Source organism: Paenarthrobacter nitroguajacolicus (genome assembly GCF_029952445.1).
Classification (GTDB): domain Bacteria; phylum Actinomycetota; class Actinomycetes; order Actinomycetales; family Micrococcaceae; genus Arthrobacter; species Arthrobacter nitroguajacolicus_B.
This window is the reverse complement of sequence record NZ_JAQPPK010000013.1, coordinates 1-16749: the sequence shown is the minus strand read 5'-3', so window position 1 is coordinate 16749 and position 16749 is coordinate 1. Positions and strand designations below refer to the sequence as shown.

Genomic DNA, 16749 nt, shown 5'->3' with positions numbered 1-16749 from the left:
CCACGTGTGGTGTGATGGACCGTATGGTGTCATCTGCCCGCGAATCGTCAGCAGGGGCCCAGTCCCTGATCAATTGGGATCTGGCCGCCGCTACGGCTGCCCGGCTTGCCCCTCCCGGCCCTGAACTCAGCGCGGGGGAGATCGGCAAGGCGGTGGAGAACCTGCGCTTCAACGCCGATATCTCCGTCCCGCATGTCCACGACATCACCGGACTGGACGCAGCAAGGGACCTCCGTGATTCCCATGTCCTTGTTGTGGACCGGGCCTCGTGGTCCAAGGCCAATACCCAAAGCTTCTCGGTGATGCTCCAGCCCGCATTGAAGAAAATGCTGGACAGCCGCAGCGGGGTTTCCATGACCCCGGCAGCAGCTGCCGCAAGCGGAGCCATCACGGGAACCCAACTGGGCGCGGTGCTCGCTTTCCTGTCCAGCAAAGTCCTGGGCCAGTACGACCCCTTCGCGGCACTGGCGCCCAATTCCAACGTGCCTCCCGGTGGCCGGCTCCTCCTTGTAGCCCCCAACATCATCTCTGTGGAACGCGAACTCAACGTCCACCCCGACGACTTCCGCCTCTGGGTCTGCCTGCATGAGCAAACCCACCGGGTCCAGTTCGCAGCAGCGCCCTGGCTCAGGCACCACATGCTCGATGAAATCGAGAAACTCAGCGGCAACCTCCTGGGCAACATGGACTCACTGGTGGAACGGGCCGGAGCGGTGGCAAAGTCCCTGCGCGACCGGAACCCCTCGGAGAAGACACCCGGCCGCGGCGCCATCCTCGACCTCCTGCAGAACCCGGAGGAAAAGGCCTCGCTTTCCCACATCACCGCGGTCATGAGCCTCCTGGAAGGGCACGCCAATGTGGTGATGGATGCGGTTGACGCCAGCATCGTTCCTTCCGTGAAGACCATCCGCCAGCGGTTCAACGACCGCGGCAAGGACAGGGGCGTGGTGGAGAAGTTCATCCGCAGCCTCCTGGGGCTGGACGCCAAGATGCGCCAGTACACCGATGGCGCCAAATTCGTCCGCGAAGTTGTTGCAGTGGCCGGCATGGAGGGTTTCAACAAGGTGTGGCAATCGGCCGAGTACCTGCCCACCGAAGAGGAAATCCACAACTCCCGGCTATGGCTTGAGCGGATGGGCCTTTGAGCCTTCCCGCCGGTTCGGGTGTTGGTTCAGCAGGCAAAGGACGACGTCGACCAGGCCGCTTGGCGCCCGTCGTCGGCAAAGCCCGGAAGCATTTGCAGAACGCCCTGGCCGCTGCGGGTTACCCATCGCGCGTGCTTGTTGCATGCAGCGGAGGGCCGGATTCCCTGGCGCTCGCCGCCATTGCCGCCTACTTCGGCCGGCGTGGACACGTGGATGGGCATCCCGTTTCTGTTGCAGGGGTTGTTGTTGACCACCAGTTGCAGGCAGGTTCGGCCGAGGTGGCCGCCCGCACTGCAGTTGTGCTGCGCGAGCTGGGCCTTTCGCCTGTTGAAGTACGCACAGTCGATGTTGCTTCCACCGGATTCGGGCCGGAAGCTGCCGCGCGGGACGCCCGTCATGCCGCGTTGGAATCGGCCGCGGACGACCTTTCCTGTGACGCGATCCTGCTCGGCCATACCCTGGACGACCAAGCCGAGCAGGTCCTGCTCGGATTGGCCCGCGGCTCGGGAACGCGATCCCTGGCGGGCATGAGGCCTGCCAGGGGACGGCTGCTCCGGCCATTCCTGGGCCTCCGCCGGGACGAAACCGTGGAGATCTGCGAGGTTGAGGAACTGGATCCCTGGCATGATCCGAGCAACGCCGATCCCGCCTTCGCCCGGTCCAGGACGCGCGTGGAAGTCATGCCGGTCCTGGAAGAAAAGCTTGGACCGGGAGTGGCTGAGTCCCTGGCCCGGACGGCGGCAATCCTTCAGCAGGACGCCGATTTCCTGGAGGATTTGGCCAACGAGACCTATCTCTCACTGGTTGAGCGCGAGGAAGGCGCCGTCTGGTTGCCGGAGGACGCCGTCCGGGAACTGCCCGGAGCGCTACGGTTCCGCGTAATTGCCAAGGCCGCGGCCGACGTCGGGGGTCAACAACCCGGGTACGGGCGGCTCCAAGCGGCAGAAGCGCTGCTGCGCAGGCAGGGGTCTGCCGGCCCCGTTCAACTTCCCGGGCATGTCAGCGTGTCCCGACTTTCCCTCAGCGATTTGGCGCAGGAACATCCGTTTGAATCCAGCGGATCGCCGGCTGATTCGGCCAAGGGCGGTCCCCGTGAGGCCGCGCGCTGTGGGAAGCTAGTATTCCGGCATCAGAAACCGTCCCAACAGTAGCCGCACCCGAGCATCAAAACAGGAGCCATTGGTGGATTCAAACGACGTCCAGGCAGATCTCAAGCACGTTCTTTACACCAAAGAGCAGATCCAAACGCGCATCGCGGAACTCGCAGCGCAGATCGACAAGGACTACGAGGGCCGCGACATCCTTATTGTCGGCGTCCTCAAGGGGGCGGTCATGGTCATGGCTGACCTTGCGCGTGCGCTGCACAGCCACGTCAGCATGGACTGGATGGCCGTCTCGTCCTACGGCTCGGGCACCCAATCCTCAGGCGTTGTCCGGATCCTCAAGGACCTCGACACCGACCTCATGGGCAAGGATGTCCTCATTGTTGAGGACATCATCGATTCCGGACTTACCCTTTCCTGGCTGAAGTCCAACCTTGAATCCCGTGGAACCGCGAGCGTCGAGATCTGCACCGCGTTCCGCAAGCCGACCGCCGCCAAGGTTGAAATCGACGTCAAGTACGTCGGCTACGACATCCCCAACGAATTCGTTGTCGGTTACGGCCTGGACTACGCCGAGAAGTACCGCAACCTTGACTTCGTCGGCACCCTGGCGCCGCACGTTTACGAGTAGGCTTTCGCTTCCCCTGCGCCGCACCCTTTGCCGCCGTTTGCACCCGTAATCTCTGGTGCGTTTGGCGGGAGTAGGTGCGGCGTTGGTGCTTAAGGGGTGCGCCGAGCGTGAGTGGTTGCAGCCAGAACCTGCCATCGCGCCCTCCGCCGGGGCTAAACTAAGCCATGACCGGCGCTTCCGCCCGTGTTTTGACATGCCTTGCCGTCATGGCGACTCTGCTCTCGGCCTGCACACCCGCCGTCGATCTTCCCGGGACCGATGTCGGTCAACCAGTGGCGACATCGTCCGCCGTGCCAACTGCAGGCGGGGTGGCCACCATCCCGTCCACGGGTGCCACACAAACTTCTGCGCAGCCACAACCTGCGCCCCCGCCTGTGCCAGCACTGCCTGTGCCAGCCCCGTCTGTGCCAGCACCGCCTGCCGTGCCCCAGCCATTTGCCCTGAACCTGTACCAAACGGGCGATTTCGTACCTCAGTACACCTTTGATTGGTGCGTTGCTGCGAGCATTCAGATGGCCCATAACCTCATTGATGACACGGGTGGGGCTTCATGGGCTGATCCTGCGCAACAGGGTGAGCTGTGGGAGATGGCCAGGGCGAGGTCCTCCGACTCGTTCAATGGTGCCAACCCGTTCGGCTGGGCCCAGGTGTTGACCGAGTCCGGAATGGGACCGTACACAGTGGTCAGCGTCGCGAAGTACGACGACGCCCTGCAAACGGCCGCACGGGCCATGGCAAGCACCGGGCGACCTGTGGGCCTGGTCATGTGGAGCGGCCGCCACGCTTGGGTCATGAGCGGATTTGAGTCCATAGGTGATCCCGGAGTGTTCCCGGACTTCAAGGTAACCGGGATCCATGTCCTGGATCCGCTCTACCCTTACGGAAGCGGCCAATGGGGTGCATCTCCCGAGCCCAACAGCCTGGTCACTCCCGAGCAGCTGGCGACGCAGTTCGTGGTCCGGGAACCCCGGCGATGGAGCAGCGGCCTGCCGACCGGTTACTTGCTGGTGCTCCCGGTTGCTTCGGCCTGACACAACCGCAACGCGGTCTGAAAGGCGTTGAGTTGCGGTGTGCCGCAGTCCCGAAAATCCCCGTCAGGCGGCCCGCAGGGACGTGAGACCGCCGTCGTTCAATATGCGCGCAAAGACGCGGGGGTCCATCATCTCTGCCCAGCCCCACCGGATGACGGTCAAGCCCAGAGCCCGCAGACCGTTTTCGCGGGCCTTTTCCGCCATGACTGCCTGTTGGATGGTCTGATTTCCCAGCAATTTATTCCTCAGGTACTTGCCGTTGCCATCAAATTCCCCCACGAGGTCGAGTTCCGGCCACCAGAAATCCGTTCGTGCTGTTCGTCCGTTCCGCAACGTAAAAGCGCCTTGAAGGGTGGGGACGGGGAAGTTGAGCAAGATCATCTGGGCTCGGCTCATGGATTCACCTACCGACTCCGACTTGTCCGTGGACAATTCGAGAATCGTCCCGGCCCGCCGCCGTCTTGACTGACTCGTGAGCACGGCCATAGCGTCAGCAAGTTCGTCAACGCCAGACGCCGGACCCCACGCCCTGTCCTTGTCCCAATCGTCCACTTCGGGAGCTTTGCCCCGCGCTAAGTCTCGTCGGCTGGAGTCCACAACGGCCAATGCCTCGGCAAAATTCAGGGCGGCAGCCAACTCCGCAGTCGTGCGCACTTTGTCCGTGACCTGGAAGGCGCCAAGCCTGGCAACACCGATGTCACGGGCTCCAAAGCTTCTCCGGATCCCGTGTTTTGATCGTCCACCTGTGGGGTCGGAAGTGACGGTGCACAGGTGCTTGGGCACACCCACTACGCCGAGCCCCCAGAGAAGTGCCGCCGTCTGCAGGTTGAAAATGGGCGTTGACCTTGCCGTGTTAACCAGCGCCGCTGCGTGGAGGCCGTGCCGCTGACGGTTGTTCAGCTCGGCCCAATAGGCAGCCCGGACATACGTGCCTCGTCGGACCCGGACAAGTTCGCCGCGTTTGGCACGCTTGGCGAGTTGGCGTGCGTCCTGTCCGATACGAGTCGCGTCTGTGGCGAGTATGAGTTCTTGAAGAGCCATGGGTTCTACGCTTCCCCGTGTTGGCTCGGGCCGAAAGCTTCAGCTTTACCTATGTGGAAAACAGCGTCGGAATTCCGTTGGAAAAACCATGCGGCGCACCAACAATCGGTGATTCCTGGCCAACTCAGGTCCCGTGACTGCGGCCTTTTCCGCCATTCGCGCCCTTTGGTCACCATCTCCGCGCCCTTTGCCGCCGTTCGCACCAGTGGTAACGGGCGCGTTTGGCCCGAAGGGGTGCGCGAGCCTGTGGGGCCGGCCAATGGGCGCGCTAAGCGTGAACGGACGCGCCCGGACAACCAAGAAAGCAACAAACCCTGTCCCGGCGAGCCGACCGCGAGTATCCTGTGTACGCCCAGAGGGAACTTTTGGACTTTCCAGTGCGTGAATTACTGGGAACGGTGTATAGCTTGAAACCGAAGCAGCACCACTCGCGCGCAGAAGTTGCGCCTTGCAGCACTACCAGGAGGGACGGGGCAAAACCCCGATCAGATGAAAGCTAAGAGTTTCTTCAAGGGCCCGGGCATCTGGATTGTTGTCGTCGTTGGCTTGCTCCTGGTGGCATTCGCAACACTGGCTCCGGGCGGTTCCACACGCATTGACACCAAGGACGGCCTTGACCTCCTTTCCCAGAGCGGGAAGGTGGAACAGGCAAAGATTTTCGACGCCGAGAACCGCGTTGATTTGGTGCTCAAGGACAACCTGAACCTGGACGGCCAGGACAAGGGCAAGAACGTCCAGTTCTTCTACGTCACCGACCGTGGTCCGGACGTCGTGAAGGCTGTCACCAACGCCAACCCGGACAAGGGTTTCACTGACCAGCCCGTTGAGAACAACTGGTTCTCCGGCCTGTTCTCCCTGCTCATTCCTGTGTTGCTGCTGGGTGTGCTCTTCTGGTTCCTGCTTTCCCGCATGCAGGGTGGCGGCTCCAAGGTGATGCAGTTCGGCAAGTCCAAGGCCAAGCTGGTCAACAAGGACATGCCGCAGGTGACGTTCTCAGATGTCGCCGGCGCTGATGAAGCCGTGGAAGAGCTCCAGGAAATCAAGGAGTTCCTCCAGGAACCGGCAAAGTTCCAGGCCGTGGGTGCCAAGATCCCCAAGGGCGTGCTGCTCTACGGCCCTCCAGGTACCGGTAAGACTTTGCTTGCCCGTGCTGTTGCCGGCGAAGCCGGTGTTCCGTTCTTCTCCATCTCCGGCTCGGACTTCGTCGAAATGTTCGTCGGTGTAGGTGCCTCCCGTGTCCGCGACCTCTTCGAGCAGGCCAAGGCCAGTTCACCCGCCATCATCTTCGTGGATGAAATCGACGCCGTCGGCCGTCACCGCGGTGCCGGCATTGGCGGCGGCAATGACGAGCGTGAACAGACTTTGAACCAGCTCCTCGTGGAGATGGACGGCTTCGACGTCAAGACCAACGTCATCCTCATCGCGGCCACAAACCGTCCCGACGTCCTGGACCCTGCATTGCTGCGTCCGGGCCGTTTCGACCGCCAGATCACCGTGGAAGCCCCGGACATGATCGGCCGTGAACAGATCCTCAACGTCCATGCCAAGGGCAAGCCGATGGCGCATGGCATCGACCTGCGGGCAGTTGCCAAAAAGACTCCCGGCTATACGGGTGCTGACTTGGCGAACGTCTTGAACGAGGCTGCCCTGCTGACTGCGCGTTCCAACGCCAACCTCATTGACGACCGCGCGCTGGATGAGGCAATCGACCGCGTCATGGCCGGACCGCAGAAGCGCAGCCGGGTCATGAAGGAACTCGAGCGCAAGATCACGGCGTACCACGAAGGTGGCCACGCCCTTGTGGCCGCGGCACTGCGTAACTCCGCCCCGGTCACCAAGATCACCATCCTTCCCCGTGGCCGTGCACTCGGCTACACCATGGTGATTCCGGAGGACGACAAGTACTCGGTCACGCGCAACGAACTGCTGGACCAGATGGCCTACGCAATGGGTGGTCGCGTCGCGGAGGAAATCGTCTTCCACGATCCCTCCACCGGTGCCTCCAACGACATCGAGAAAGCCACCTCGACCGCCCGGAAGATGGTTACCCAGTACGGCATGAGCGAACGGGTTGGTGCTGTGAAGCTCGGCCAAGGTGGCGGTGAGCCGTTCCTCGGCCGCGACGCCGCGCAGGAGCGCAACTTCTCGGACCAGATTGCCTACGTCGTGGACGAGGAAGTTCGTCGCCTTATCGACCAGGCACACGACGAGGCTTACGCCATCCTTACGGAAAACCGGGACGTCCTGGACCGCCTGGCACTGGAACTCCTGGAACGGGAAACCCTGAACCAGGCCGAAATCGCCGAGATCTTCCACGACATCCGGAAGCGCGATTTCCGCGAGATCTGGTTGTCCAAGGAGTCCCGGCCGGTCCAGTCCATTCCGCCCGTGGAAAGCCGCGCCGAAAAGGCAGAGCGGGAAGCCCAGGAGGAAGCCAAGAAGGCCCGTCTGGACGAGCCGCTGGATACCGTCGCTCCGCACGCGCAGGGCGTCAGCAGCCAGGACTCCTTCCAGGCCCCGCAGCCCGACGGCGGCAACGACCACCCGCATCACGGCTAAGCTTTCTGCTGTGACTCATTTCGACGACGACGACCTCGCCGCCGCCCACGGCTCCGCCTCGGGCCACAAGGAACACTCCAAAGTGGACCGCCCGCGCATAGAAGCGGCCGTCCGGGAGATCCTTCTGGCCATTGGCGAAGACCCTGACCGTGGCGGCCTGCAGGACACGCCAAAGCGCGTTGCCAAGGCCTACGCGGAGGTTTTTGCAGGACTTCACCAACACCCCGCTGACGTCCTGTCCACCACTTTCGACCTCGACCATGAAGAGCTTGTCCTGGTGAAGGACATCCCCTTCTACTCCACGTGCGAGCACCACCTGGTGCCGTTCCATGGGGTGGCGCACGTCGGTTATATTCCGTCACATGACGGTAAGGTAACCGGGCTCAGCAAGCTGGCACGGCTGGTGGATATCTATGCCCGCAGGCCCCAGGTGCAGGAGCGCCTCACCACGCAGATCGTGGAGGCGCTGGTGAAGCACCTCAATCCGCGCGGGGCGATTGTCGTCGTCGAGTGTGAACACATGTGTATGTCCATGCGTGGCATCCGCAAGCCCGGCGCGAAGACCGTCACCAGTGCGGTGCGCGGTCAACTCCATGACCCGGCCACCCGCGCCGAGGCCATGAGCCTCATCATCGGAAGGTAAGCATTATGGACTCCCTCGCTGCAGCACCCGGAACCGGCCCGGCCACAAGCCCGCTGCCGGTTCTCCGCAAGCCGCGTCCCGCCGCCAGGTTCGAGGACCTGCCAACGGACCGCACGCTCGTCATGGGAATCCTCAACGTCACCCCGGATTCCTTCAGCGACGGCGGCACGCACCGCACGCCGGACACAGCAATCGCGCTGGGCCTGCGGATGTTCTACGCCGGCGCTGACATCATCGACGTCGGCGGGGAATCCACGCGTTCGGGCGCCGAGCCGGTGGACCCTGAAGAAGAACAGCGCCGGGTCCTCCCAGTGATCCAGGCGCTGGTGAAGGCCGGTGCGCTGGTCAGCATCGACACCATGCACACCTCCACCGCGGCAGCAGCTGTCGAAGCCGGAGCCGCCATCATCAACGATGTTTCCGGGCTGACCATCGAACCTGGCATGCCGGAGCTCGTTGCCCGGACCAAGGTCCCGTACATCCTCACGCACCGGCGTGGGGACGCCCTGACAATGGACAGCCTCACGGACTACGGCAATGTCACCGAGGACGTGGTGGCTGAGCTCAGCGGCGTCCGCGACAAGCTCTATGCCGCGGGCGTTGCGCCGGAACAGATCATCGTTGACCCGGGCATCGGGTTCTCCAAGAACGAGAACCAGAACTGGGAGCTGCTGAAGAACCTGGACCAGCTCTTCGTCCTGGGTCACAAGGTGATGGTGGCTGCTTCGCGCAAGCGTTTCCTTGGTTCGCTCCTCACTGTTGCCGGCAAGTCTGCAGCGCCCCTGGAGCGCGACTCCGCTACCGCAGCCATCACCGCTTTGAGTGCCGCCAAGGGCGCCTGGGCTGTCCGCGTCCACGACGTCGGCCCAAGCCTTGACGCCGTCAAGGTTGCCGCCCGTATCGCCCGCTGATTGGATAACGCTGTGGACAGGATCACGCTGACCGGCGTCACCGCCGTCGGTTATCACGGAGTGTTCGATTTCGAGCGCCGTGACGGCCAGCCCTTCGTGGTGGATGCCGTGCTGCACACGGATTTCACCAAGGCCGCCGAGACCGATGACCTGCAATACACGGCGCACTATGGCGAAGTTGCAGAGCTGATCACCAAGCACATCGAGGGCGAGCCCTTGAACCTGATCGAAGGACTAGCGGTCAGGATCGCCGAGGGCATCCTCGAAAACTACAACGTGGCCGCCGTCGACGTCACCGTTCACAAACCCAAGGCGCCCATTGAGGTGCCGTTCGGCGATGTGACTGTCAGCGTCCACCGGGAGCGGTCATGAGCTCCGGCTATACCAAGGCCATCCTGGCATTGGGCAGCAACCTGGGGGAGCGCAACGACACCCTGTCCACCGCCGTCGCGGACCTCGTCGATCCGCCTGAGGTCCGCCTTCTGGGCGTGTCTCCGGTGGTGCAGACCAAGGCGGTAGGCGGACCGGAGGACCAGCCGGATTTCCTGAACATGGTCATGGCGGTGGAGACCACGCTTACTCCCCTGGAGCTTCTCAAGCACTGCCACGATGTGGAAGAGAAGCATCACCGTACGCGTGAAGTTCGCTGGGGTCCCAGGACGCTCGATGTAGACATCATCGTGTTCGGCGATGTTGTGAGCGACGATCCCATCCTCACCATCCCGCACCCGAGGGCAGCCGAGAGGGCTTTCGTGCTCTACCCGTGGTCGTTGCTCGAGCCGCACGCCCAACTTGGCGGCCGGAGCGTGGCCGGACTGGCCGCCGTCGCCGCCGATATGCCGGATATCCGCAGGTTCGACGGCTTCGGCGATGTAGCCGGCGTACCCGCGACGGGGGCGGTGGAGTAGCAGTGAAAGCCATGCGCCCCGTGGTTTTGGTGCTGATCGCAGTCATTGCCGCCGTCGTCGGCTGGCTGGCCACGGTCACCACCAATCGCTTCAGCATGCCCACGCCCGTCCTGCCGACGTCGGCGCTGGTCACCATGGGCGTCATTGCGGGGCTAACGCTCATCATGGGCGTGCGGGTCCTGCGCTGGCGAAACGGCAAGAAGAAAAACATGCTGAATCCGATTCTCGCTGCCCGGACGCTGATTCTTGCCCAGGCATGCGCCTACGCGGGAACACTCCTCCTTGGCTGGCACGCCGGCATCGCTGTGGACCTGCTGCGGATCGGCACCTTGCGCAGTGGTGAAGGCATCCTCTGGAACGCCCTGATCATGGGCGGTGGCGGCATTGTCATGGTGGTAGTCGGGCTCGTGGTGGAACGGTTCTGCCGGATACCGCCCGAAGACATTGAAGGCGGCACTGCTGGTCCCGAAACGCGTCGGGGCGAGACCAAAGGCGAAGGCGAATATGCGTACAGGGGCGATTGACCCTCCCGGCGTTCAGTGGCTGCGGGTTTCCCCGAAGTACGTCACTGTCCGTTTGGTGGAGTGGGCCATCGGCAACCTGGTGGTGATTGCCGTCCTGAGCCTGCCACTGGTCTTCGTGCTTCTTGGCTGGTGGCGTTGGCCGCCGTTGTGGCTGGCCATCGCGGTCCCTGCCGTGATGCTGGTGCTGGCGCTGTGGCGCCTGATCCTGATTCCGCGGCAGGTGCGGGCCATTGGATACGCCGAACGCGACGATGATCTCCTCATCCGCCGGGGTATCTTCTTCCAGCGCACCATGGTGGTTCCCTACGGACGTATGCAGTACGTGGATGTGTCCGTTGGGCCGGTCGAGCGAAGCCTGGGGCTGTGCACGCTGAAACTCCACACGGCCTCGGCTGGAACCAATGCCCATCTGCCGGGACTTCCTGCCGATGAGGGCGCGCGTTTGCGTGAACAGCTTTCGGCCCGCGGAGAAGCCAGGCTGGCTGGGCTGTGAGCCCGGAGGACAGTGCTGCGGTGAGCCTGACGGACAAAACGGTCGACGGCGACTGGAAGCGGGTGCACCCGGCCTCACCGTTCGTTCGCGGCTGGGTGGCGTTGGCCGCCGTCGGTTTCTTCTTCGGGCGGGATGCCTTCGAGCGCATGTTGCAGGGCCGGGATTTTGTGGATCCGAACCTCAGCGGACGCGTTCCGTGGCTCCTCGCCGGCGGCGCCGTGGTGCTGCTCCTGACGGTCGGCGGGTTTATCCTCAACTGGTACTTCACGCGCTACCAAGTGGCCGAGGGCTTTGTCCGGGTGAATACTGGTTTCCTGTTCAAGCAGCAGCGGCAGGCCCGCTTGGACCGCGTCCAGGCCATCGACATTGTGCAACCGCTTTTGGCCCGGATTTTCGGTCTCGCTGAACTCAAGTTTGAAGTGGCCGACGCCGGCGAGTCAGCCGTGCGGCTGGCTTACCTTCCGATCGATCAGGCCAAGCAACTGCGCGCCACGATTCTTGCCCGGGCGGCCGGCGTTGTCAGCGAGCCCGGCTCGAGCCAGGAGATTCCGGAAGCGCCGGAGCACGTTGTGCTGTCCGTGCCGCCGGGGCGCCTCCTCGGTTCCCTGCTGCTGAGCGAACAGACCGTGGGCATCCTCATCGGAGCCGCTGCGGTTGTCTCGACCTCTGTCGTCCTGGACAACACTGCAATTTTCCTGGCGCTCATCCCCGGCATCCTCGGTATCGGCGCCTCTTACTGGAGCGCGTTCAACAAGGGTTACAACTTCACTGCCGCCATTTCGCCGGATGGAATCAGACTCCGCTACGGCCTGCTGGATACCCAGGCACAGACCTTGCCGCCGGGCCGCATCCAGGCCGTGATGGTCAGGCAGCCACCTATCTGGCGGATTTTTGGCTGGTACCGGATGCATGTCAACGTGGCCGGCTACGGCGCCGCCGGGAACTCCGAGGGCGCTGCCCGCACCATGCTGCTCCCCGTGGGCATGAAGTCCGACGTCCTGCGCATGATGTCCCTCGTGTTGCCGGATCCCGGGGTAGAGGACCCTGAGAGTGTTTTCGTCGCCGGGTTGGAGGGACTCGCCCCGGCCCAGGCCAGCCATACTTCCACCCGGGCGGATGGGTTCACCACTACGCCCCGCCGGGCTTGGCTGCTGGCACCCTTGGGCTGGCGTCGAAACGGCTTCCTGGCCACGGGCACGGCGCTCCTGATCCGATCCGGCCGCTGGTGGCGCACCTTGGTGATGGTTCCGCATCAGCGGACCCAGTCCATGGCACTGCACCAGGGCCCGCTGGCCAGGCGATTCGGTGTTGCCGATCTTGTCCTCCACACCACTGCGGGTCCAGTAATGCCCCGGGTGTTCCAGGCCGGCGTAGCCCAGGCAGTGGAGCTTTTCGATCAGCAGGCCGCCCGCGCCCGTGCGGCCCGGAAGCGGCAGACCAGCGAACAGTGGCTGGCGCAGGTGGCGCCGCAAGCCCCGGAAGTCGCTGCAGCCGCCCAGCCTGGACAAGCCATCCAGGCCGAACAACCCCGGACGCTCAAGCAGGAGGAATCACACGATGGCTAAGCCAGGACGACTCGGAGTCGGGATCATAGGTGCCGGCAAGGTGGGCGCCGTGATCGGCGCGGCTTTGCGCGCTGCCGAGCACGCCGTCGTCGGGGTTTCCGCGGTCTCCGAGGCAAGCCGCGAACGGGCAGAAAACCTGCTGCCCGGCGTCCCGATCCTTGAAATCCAGGACATCGTGGAGCGGTCGGAACTGGTGCTCCTGGCTGTCCCGGATGACTCGCTGGGGGAATTGGTGGCGGGTTTGGCCAAGCTGGGCGCCTGGCAGCCCGGCCAGCTGGTGGCGCATACCTCAGGAAGGTTCGGCGTTGGAATCCTGAACCCGGTGCGGGCCGCGGGAGCGATTCCCCTGGCCCTTCACCCGGCAATGACCTTCACCGGCATGAGCCTGGACCTGACCCGCCTCATGGACTGCACCTTTGGCGTCACGGCGGACGCGGCCATGCTGCCGATCGCCCAGGCCTTGGTGGTGGAGATGGGTGCCGAGCCCGTAGCGATCGCCGAAGCGGACCGCACCATTTACCACGCAGCCCTTGCCCACAGCTCAAACCACATGGTCACCCTGGTGGCCCAGGCGTCGCAGATGCTGCGGGAGATCGGCGTCGAAAGTCCTGAGACGATGCTGGGTCCGCTGTTGCGGGCGACGCTGGAGAATGCCCTCGCCTCAGGCGAATCCGCGCTGACCGGGCCGGTGGCCCGCGGCGACGTGGGTACAGTTACCGCGCACGCCCAGGCGTTGAAGGAGTACGACGCCGGTGCGGGCGGTGACGTCCTTGCCGCCTACCAGGCCATGGCCCGGGCCACCGCGCGCAGGGCGGGAAACCGTGGACTCCTGCGCCCTGAACAATTGACGGATATCGACGCGGCTTTGGATGCAGAACCCAAAGCTCCGGAAGGAAACTGATCCCATGGCTATCAAACTGGTCACCACTGCCTCGGAATTGCGTGCCGAGAGTGCCCGGCTTCTCGCTGGGAAGCAGGGGAGTTCGCAGGGGTTGGTCCCCACCATGGGCGCGCTCCACCAAGGCCATGCCGCCCTGGCCCGGACAGCAGTGGCGGAGAACGACGTCGTCGTGGCCACCATTTTCGTGAACCCATTGCAGTTCGGTGACGCCGTTGACCTGGACCGGTACCCTCGAACGTTGGAAGCAGATATGGCCCTCCTGGATGCCGAAGGCGTGGATCTTGTCTTCGCGCCGTCCGTCGAGGAGGTTTACCCAGGCGGACAGCCGTTGGTGCGGGTGACGGCAGGTCCGCTGGGCGAAAAGTGGGAGGGCGCCTCCCGCCCCGGGCACTTCGACGGCGCCCTCACCGTGGTCGCCAAGTTGCTCCACTACGGACTCCCCGGAGGTGCCGCAGCTGACGGCACGACGGCGGCCTACCGGGCTTACTTCGGGCAGAAGGACGCGCAACAGTTGGCTTTGGTGAAGCGTATGGTCTCGGATTTGAACTTCCCAGTGGAGATCGTCCCCGTACCCATCGTTCGCAGCGAGGACGGCCTGGCTCTTTCGAGTCGCAACCGCTTCCTCTCGGACCAGCAACATGAGGCGGCGCTGGTGTTGTCGCGGGCCTTGCGCCTTATCGAGTCCCGCGCGAACGCACGTGAACCGCTCGACCTGGATTCCGCCGTCGCGCTTGTTGAGTCCCAACCGCTGGTGGAATTGGACTATTTCGACGTCGTCGACCCGGCCACATTGGAACCGCTGGCCGAAAACTGCAAGGAAACACCGTTCCGGGGCGAAGGCTTGGCGATTATCGCCGCGAAGGTTGGTCCCGTGCGCCTCATAGACAACGCCCCATTGTTTTCCTAAGGTTTGATTTTTTCCGGTGACGGGAATTGGCGGGGCGTTTAGACTGTTTTAGTCTTCACCGGCATCGATCGCCGGACACCAAATCCAAACCTTGGGGATCCTCATGTCTACCGACGTCACGTCCGACGCAAACGGCAAGCCCGAATCCGGCGCTTCCGGAGTGGCCGCCCCAGCAGGGACAACGTCCACGCAGGCTCCGGCACCCCAGGGCCCGGATGGGCAGGTGGCGGCCTCTGGAAAGATGTCGCGTGAGTCGGTGACGGTCATCGTGACGTTGCTGGTGGCGACGTTCGTGGTGATCCTGAACGAAACCATCATGAACGTTGCCCTGCAGCGACTCATGACGGACCTTCAAGTGAGTGCCTCCACCGTGCAATGGCTGGCGACTGGCTTCATGCTCACCATGGCGGTGGTTATTCCCACCACGGGATTCATCCTGCAACGCATGAGTACCCGGGGTGCCTTCATGCTGGCGATGGGGCTCTTCAGCGGTGGTACCTTGCTGGCAGCCTTGGCACCGGGATTCCTGGTGCTGTTGCTGGCGCGGATCGTCCAGGCCGGCGGAACGGCCATAATGCTGCCGCTGCTGATGACCACGATCCTCACCCTGGTGCCGCTGTCCAAGCGTGGTGCCGTGATGGGCAACGTGAGCATTGCCATTTCCGTGGCTCCCGCGATGGGACCTACGGTCTCCGGCATCATCCTGGACAATTTCTCGTGGCGTTTCATGTTTGTGTTCGTGCTGCCGGTTGCCCTGGCCGCGTTCGCCATTGGTGCCAAGTACCTCACCAACGTAGGGGAGCGGGAGAAGACAACCCTGGATGTCACCTCGGTGATCCTCACTGTTCCGGCCTTCGGTGGACTGGTCTATGGCCTCAGCCAGATCGGTGGTTCCAACGCCGGGGTTGTTCCGCTGATCGCCCTGGTGGCAGGCCTTCTCTGCCTGGCACTGTTTGTCTTCCGCCAGCTCAAGCTCCAGAAGTCGGATGCTCCGCTGTTGGATCTGCGCGCCTTCAATTTCCGCATGTTTACGGTGTCCACCCTGTTGATGGTGGTGGCGATGATGGCGCTGTTTGGCGGAGTGATCCTGCTGCCGTTGTACCTGCAGAACACCCTGCATCTTCAGCCACTGGAAACCGGGCTGGCATTGCTGCCCGGCGGTTTGGCAATGGGTCTGTTGGGTCCCGTCATTGGCCGGATCTTCGACAAAGTTGGCCCCCTGCCGCTGACCCTTTCCGGTTCCGTCCTGATGGTCCTCACGCTGTGGCAGTTCTCCCGGCTTGACGAGGGCAGTGCGCTTGGCTGGGTGATTGCCCTCCACGTGGCCCTGAGTTTTGGCTTGGCGCTGCTCTTCACGCCGGCGTTCACTACGGGTCTGAACCCGCTTCCACCGCACCTGTACTCCCACGGTTCGGCGATCATCAGCACGGCCCAGCAGGTTTCCGGTGCGGCCGGTACCGCGTTGCTCGTGTCCATCTACGCCGTGGTTTCTGCTTCGTCCGGTCTGGTGGCCGGCATGCAGGCAGCCTTCCTTGTCGCGACTGTCATTGCCGTCGTCGCTGTGGTGCTGAGCGCCATGATGCGCAAGACCGAAGGAGCCGGCGGCCACGGAGGCCACTGACGCCCAGGTTCCTCTGACTGAGCCTTCGGGAAGGCCGGCGACCGTTGTGGTTGCCGGCCTTTTCCGCGTTTAGGCGCTTGTGCCGGGGCCGGCTGGTGTCGGATGCTCTCTCACTTCATCGCCGGTTTTCCCTGATGCTCTCGCACATCATCACCGGTTTTCCCTGATGCTCGATCACTTCATCGCCGTTTTTGGGTATCGCTCTCTCGCTTCGTTCGGGTGGGGTCGTCGAGGGCGGCGCTTGTTTGGGTGTTTGTCTTTCGACGGCGGTGCTGGGCTTTTGTGTTTGTCTTCCGACGGTTGTCGCGGGGGGGTGGTGTGATGGGGTTCACGGGGATTCGTTGTAGTGGTTTGGTGGGGTTGTTTGGCGTGTGTTGGCGGGGTTTTTGGGTGGTGTTGGGGTGGATTTGGTGTGGGGGTTGGGCGCGTGTACAGTTATTCGAGTCGCCGCCGCTGATGCGGAAAGATAGCGACCGACTCCCTTCAAATCACTGGTTCTGGTGGCGCTTTTGTGTGCTGCTGGGTGGTGGGGGAGGCCCGGGGTTTGGTTTGCTTTGAGCGGCCGGTTCGGGTAAGTTTGGAAAGTTGCTCCGGAGCGATCCTGGACCCGAGTGTGGGTGTGGGTGGTGCCGGTAGTGTCTGTTGTTTGAGAACTCAATAGTGTGCCAAGTTTGTTGATACCGATTGTTTTATTGATTGGTTGAATTATGCCGGATTGCCCGCACCCCCGTGTGTGGTGGTCTGGTTTTCAGCTGGTTTCGAATTT

Annotated in this window: 16 protein-coding genes; 15 read left to right on the top strand and 1 reads right to left on the bottom strand. The window is 63.3% G+C overall.

What is annotated here, in order from left to right:
- Positions 1-23: 23 nt before the first annotated feature.
- The 4 genes from PJL15_RS11115 (at position 24) to PJL15_RS11100 (ending at position 3910) form a co-directional block, all read left to right on the top strand.
- Positions 24-1145, top strand: a complete 1122-nt coding sequence (locus PJL15_RS11115) for a zinc-dependent metalloprotease (protein WP_281451205.1) — start codon at positions 24-26, stop codon at positions 1143-1145.
- A 92-nt stretch (positions 1146-1237) separates the two neighbouring features.
- Complete coding sequence (gene tilS, locus PJL15_RS11110; protein ID WP_348651487.1) at positions 1238-2296, top strand: tRNA lysidine(34) synthetase TilS; 1059 nt, start codon at positions 1238-1240, stop codon at positions 2294-2296.
- A 31-nt stretch (positions 2297-2327) separates the two neighbouring features.
- Entirely contained in the window at positions 2328-2879 is a 552-nt protein-coding gene (gene hpt / locus PJL15_RS11105) for a hypoxanthine phosphoribosyltransferase (RefSeq protein ID WP_011772910.1), read from the top strand.
- A 422-nt stretch (positions 2880-3301) separates the two neighbouring features.
- Positions 3302-3910, top strand: a complete 609-nt coding sequence (locus PJL15_RS11100; RefSeq protein WP_281451203.1) for a hypothetical protein — start codon at positions 3302-3304, stop codon at positions 3908-3910.
- A 63-nt stretch (positions 3911-3973) separates the two neighbouring features.
- On the opposite strand, the gene PJL15_RS11095 is transcribed toward PJL15_RS11100, so the two are convergent.
- A complete protein-coding gene (locus PJL15_RS11095; protein WP_281451202.1) occupies positions 3974-4951 on the bottom strand; it encodes a type IV toxin-antitoxin system AbiEi family antitoxin domain-containing protein in 978 nt (325 codons plus the stop codon).
- A 489-nt stretch (positions 4952-5440) separates the two neighbouring features.
- On the opposite strand from PJL15_RS11095, the gene ftsH reads away from it, so the two are divergent.
- The 11 genes from ftsH (at position 5441) to PJL15_RS11040 (ending at position 15983) form a co-directional block, all read left to right on the top strand.
- Positions 5441-7510: an ATP-dependent zinc metalloprotease FtsH gene (ftsH, locus tag PJL15_RS11090; RefSeq protein ID WP_281451201.1), complete on the top strand. Its 2070-nt coding sequence runs from the start codon at positions 5441-5443 to the stop codon at positions 7508-7510.
- 10 nt (positions 7511-7520) lie between these two features.
- Positions 7521-8153: a GTP cyclohydrolase I FolE gene (folE, locus tag PJL15_RS11085; protein ID WP_281451200.1), complete on the top strand. Its 633-nt coding sequence runs from the start codon at positions 7521-7523 to the stop codon at positions 8151-8153.
- Positions 8154-8158: 5 nt separating this feature from the next.
- Complete coding sequence (gene folP / locus PJL15_RS11080; protein WP_281451199.1) at positions 8159-9064, top strand: dihydropteroate synthase; 906 nt, start codon at positions 8159-8161, stop codon at positions 9062-9064.
- A gap of 12 nt (positions 9065-9076) precedes the next feature.
- On the top strand, positions 9077-9436 hold the full coding sequence (gene folB, locus PJL15_RS11075) for a dihydroneopterin aldolase (protein WP_141286628.1): 360 nt from the start codon (positions 9077-9079) through the stop codon (positions 9434-9436).
- Positions 9433-9972 carry a 2-amino-4-hydroxy-6-hydroxymethyldihydropteridine diphosphokinase gene (gene folK, locus PJL15_RS11070; RefSeq protein ID WP_281451198.1) on the top strand — a complete coding sequence of 180 codons (540 nt, stop codon included), beginning with the start codon at positions 9433-9435 and terminating at the stop codon, positions 9970-9972. The genes folB and folK overlap by 4 nt, the downstream gene beginning before the upstream one ends.
- Positions 9973-9974: 2 nt before the next feature.
- Positions 9975-10496 (top strand): DUF3180 domain-containing protein, encoded by a 522-nt coding sequence (locus PJL15_RS11065; protein ID WP_281451197.1) that lies wholly within the window; start codon positions 9975-9977, stop codon positions 10494-10496.
- A complete protein-coding gene (locus PJL15_RS11060) occupies positions 10477-10989 on the top strand; it encodes a PH domain-containing protein (protein ID WP_281451196.1) in 513 nt (170 codons plus the stop codon). Before PJL15_RS11065 ends, PJL15_RS11060 begins: the two co-directional genes overlap by 20 nt.
- A complete protein-coding gene (locus tag PJL15_RS11055; RefSeq protein ID WP_432443815.1) occupies positions 10986-12554 on the top strand; it encodes a PH domain-containing protein in 1569 nt (522 codons plus the stop codon). The genes PJL15_RS11060 and PJL15_RS11055 overlap by 4 nt, the downstream gene beginning before the upstream one ends.
- Entirely contained in the window at positions 12547-13455 is a 909-nt protein-coding gene (locus PJL15_RS11050; RefSeq protein ID WP_281451194.1) for a Rossmann-like and DUF2520 domain-containing protein, read from the top strand. Before PJL15_RS11055 ends, PJL15_RS11050 begins: the two co-directional genes overlap by 8 nt.
- Positions 13456-13459: 4 nt before the next feature.
- Complete coding sequence (panC, locus tag PJL15_RS11045) at positions 13460-14362, top strand: pantoate--beta-alanine ligase (protein ID WP_281451193.1); 903 nt, start codon at positions 13460-13462, stop codon at positions 14360-14362.
- A 103-nt stretch (positions 14363-14465) separates the two neighbouring features.
- A complete protein-coding gene (locus tag PJL15_RS11040) occupies positions 14466-15983 on the top strand; it encodes a DHA2 family efflux MFS transporter permease subunit (protein ID WP_281451192.1) in 1518 nt (505 codons plus the stop codon).
- Positions 15984-16749 lie beyond the last annotated feature (766 nt).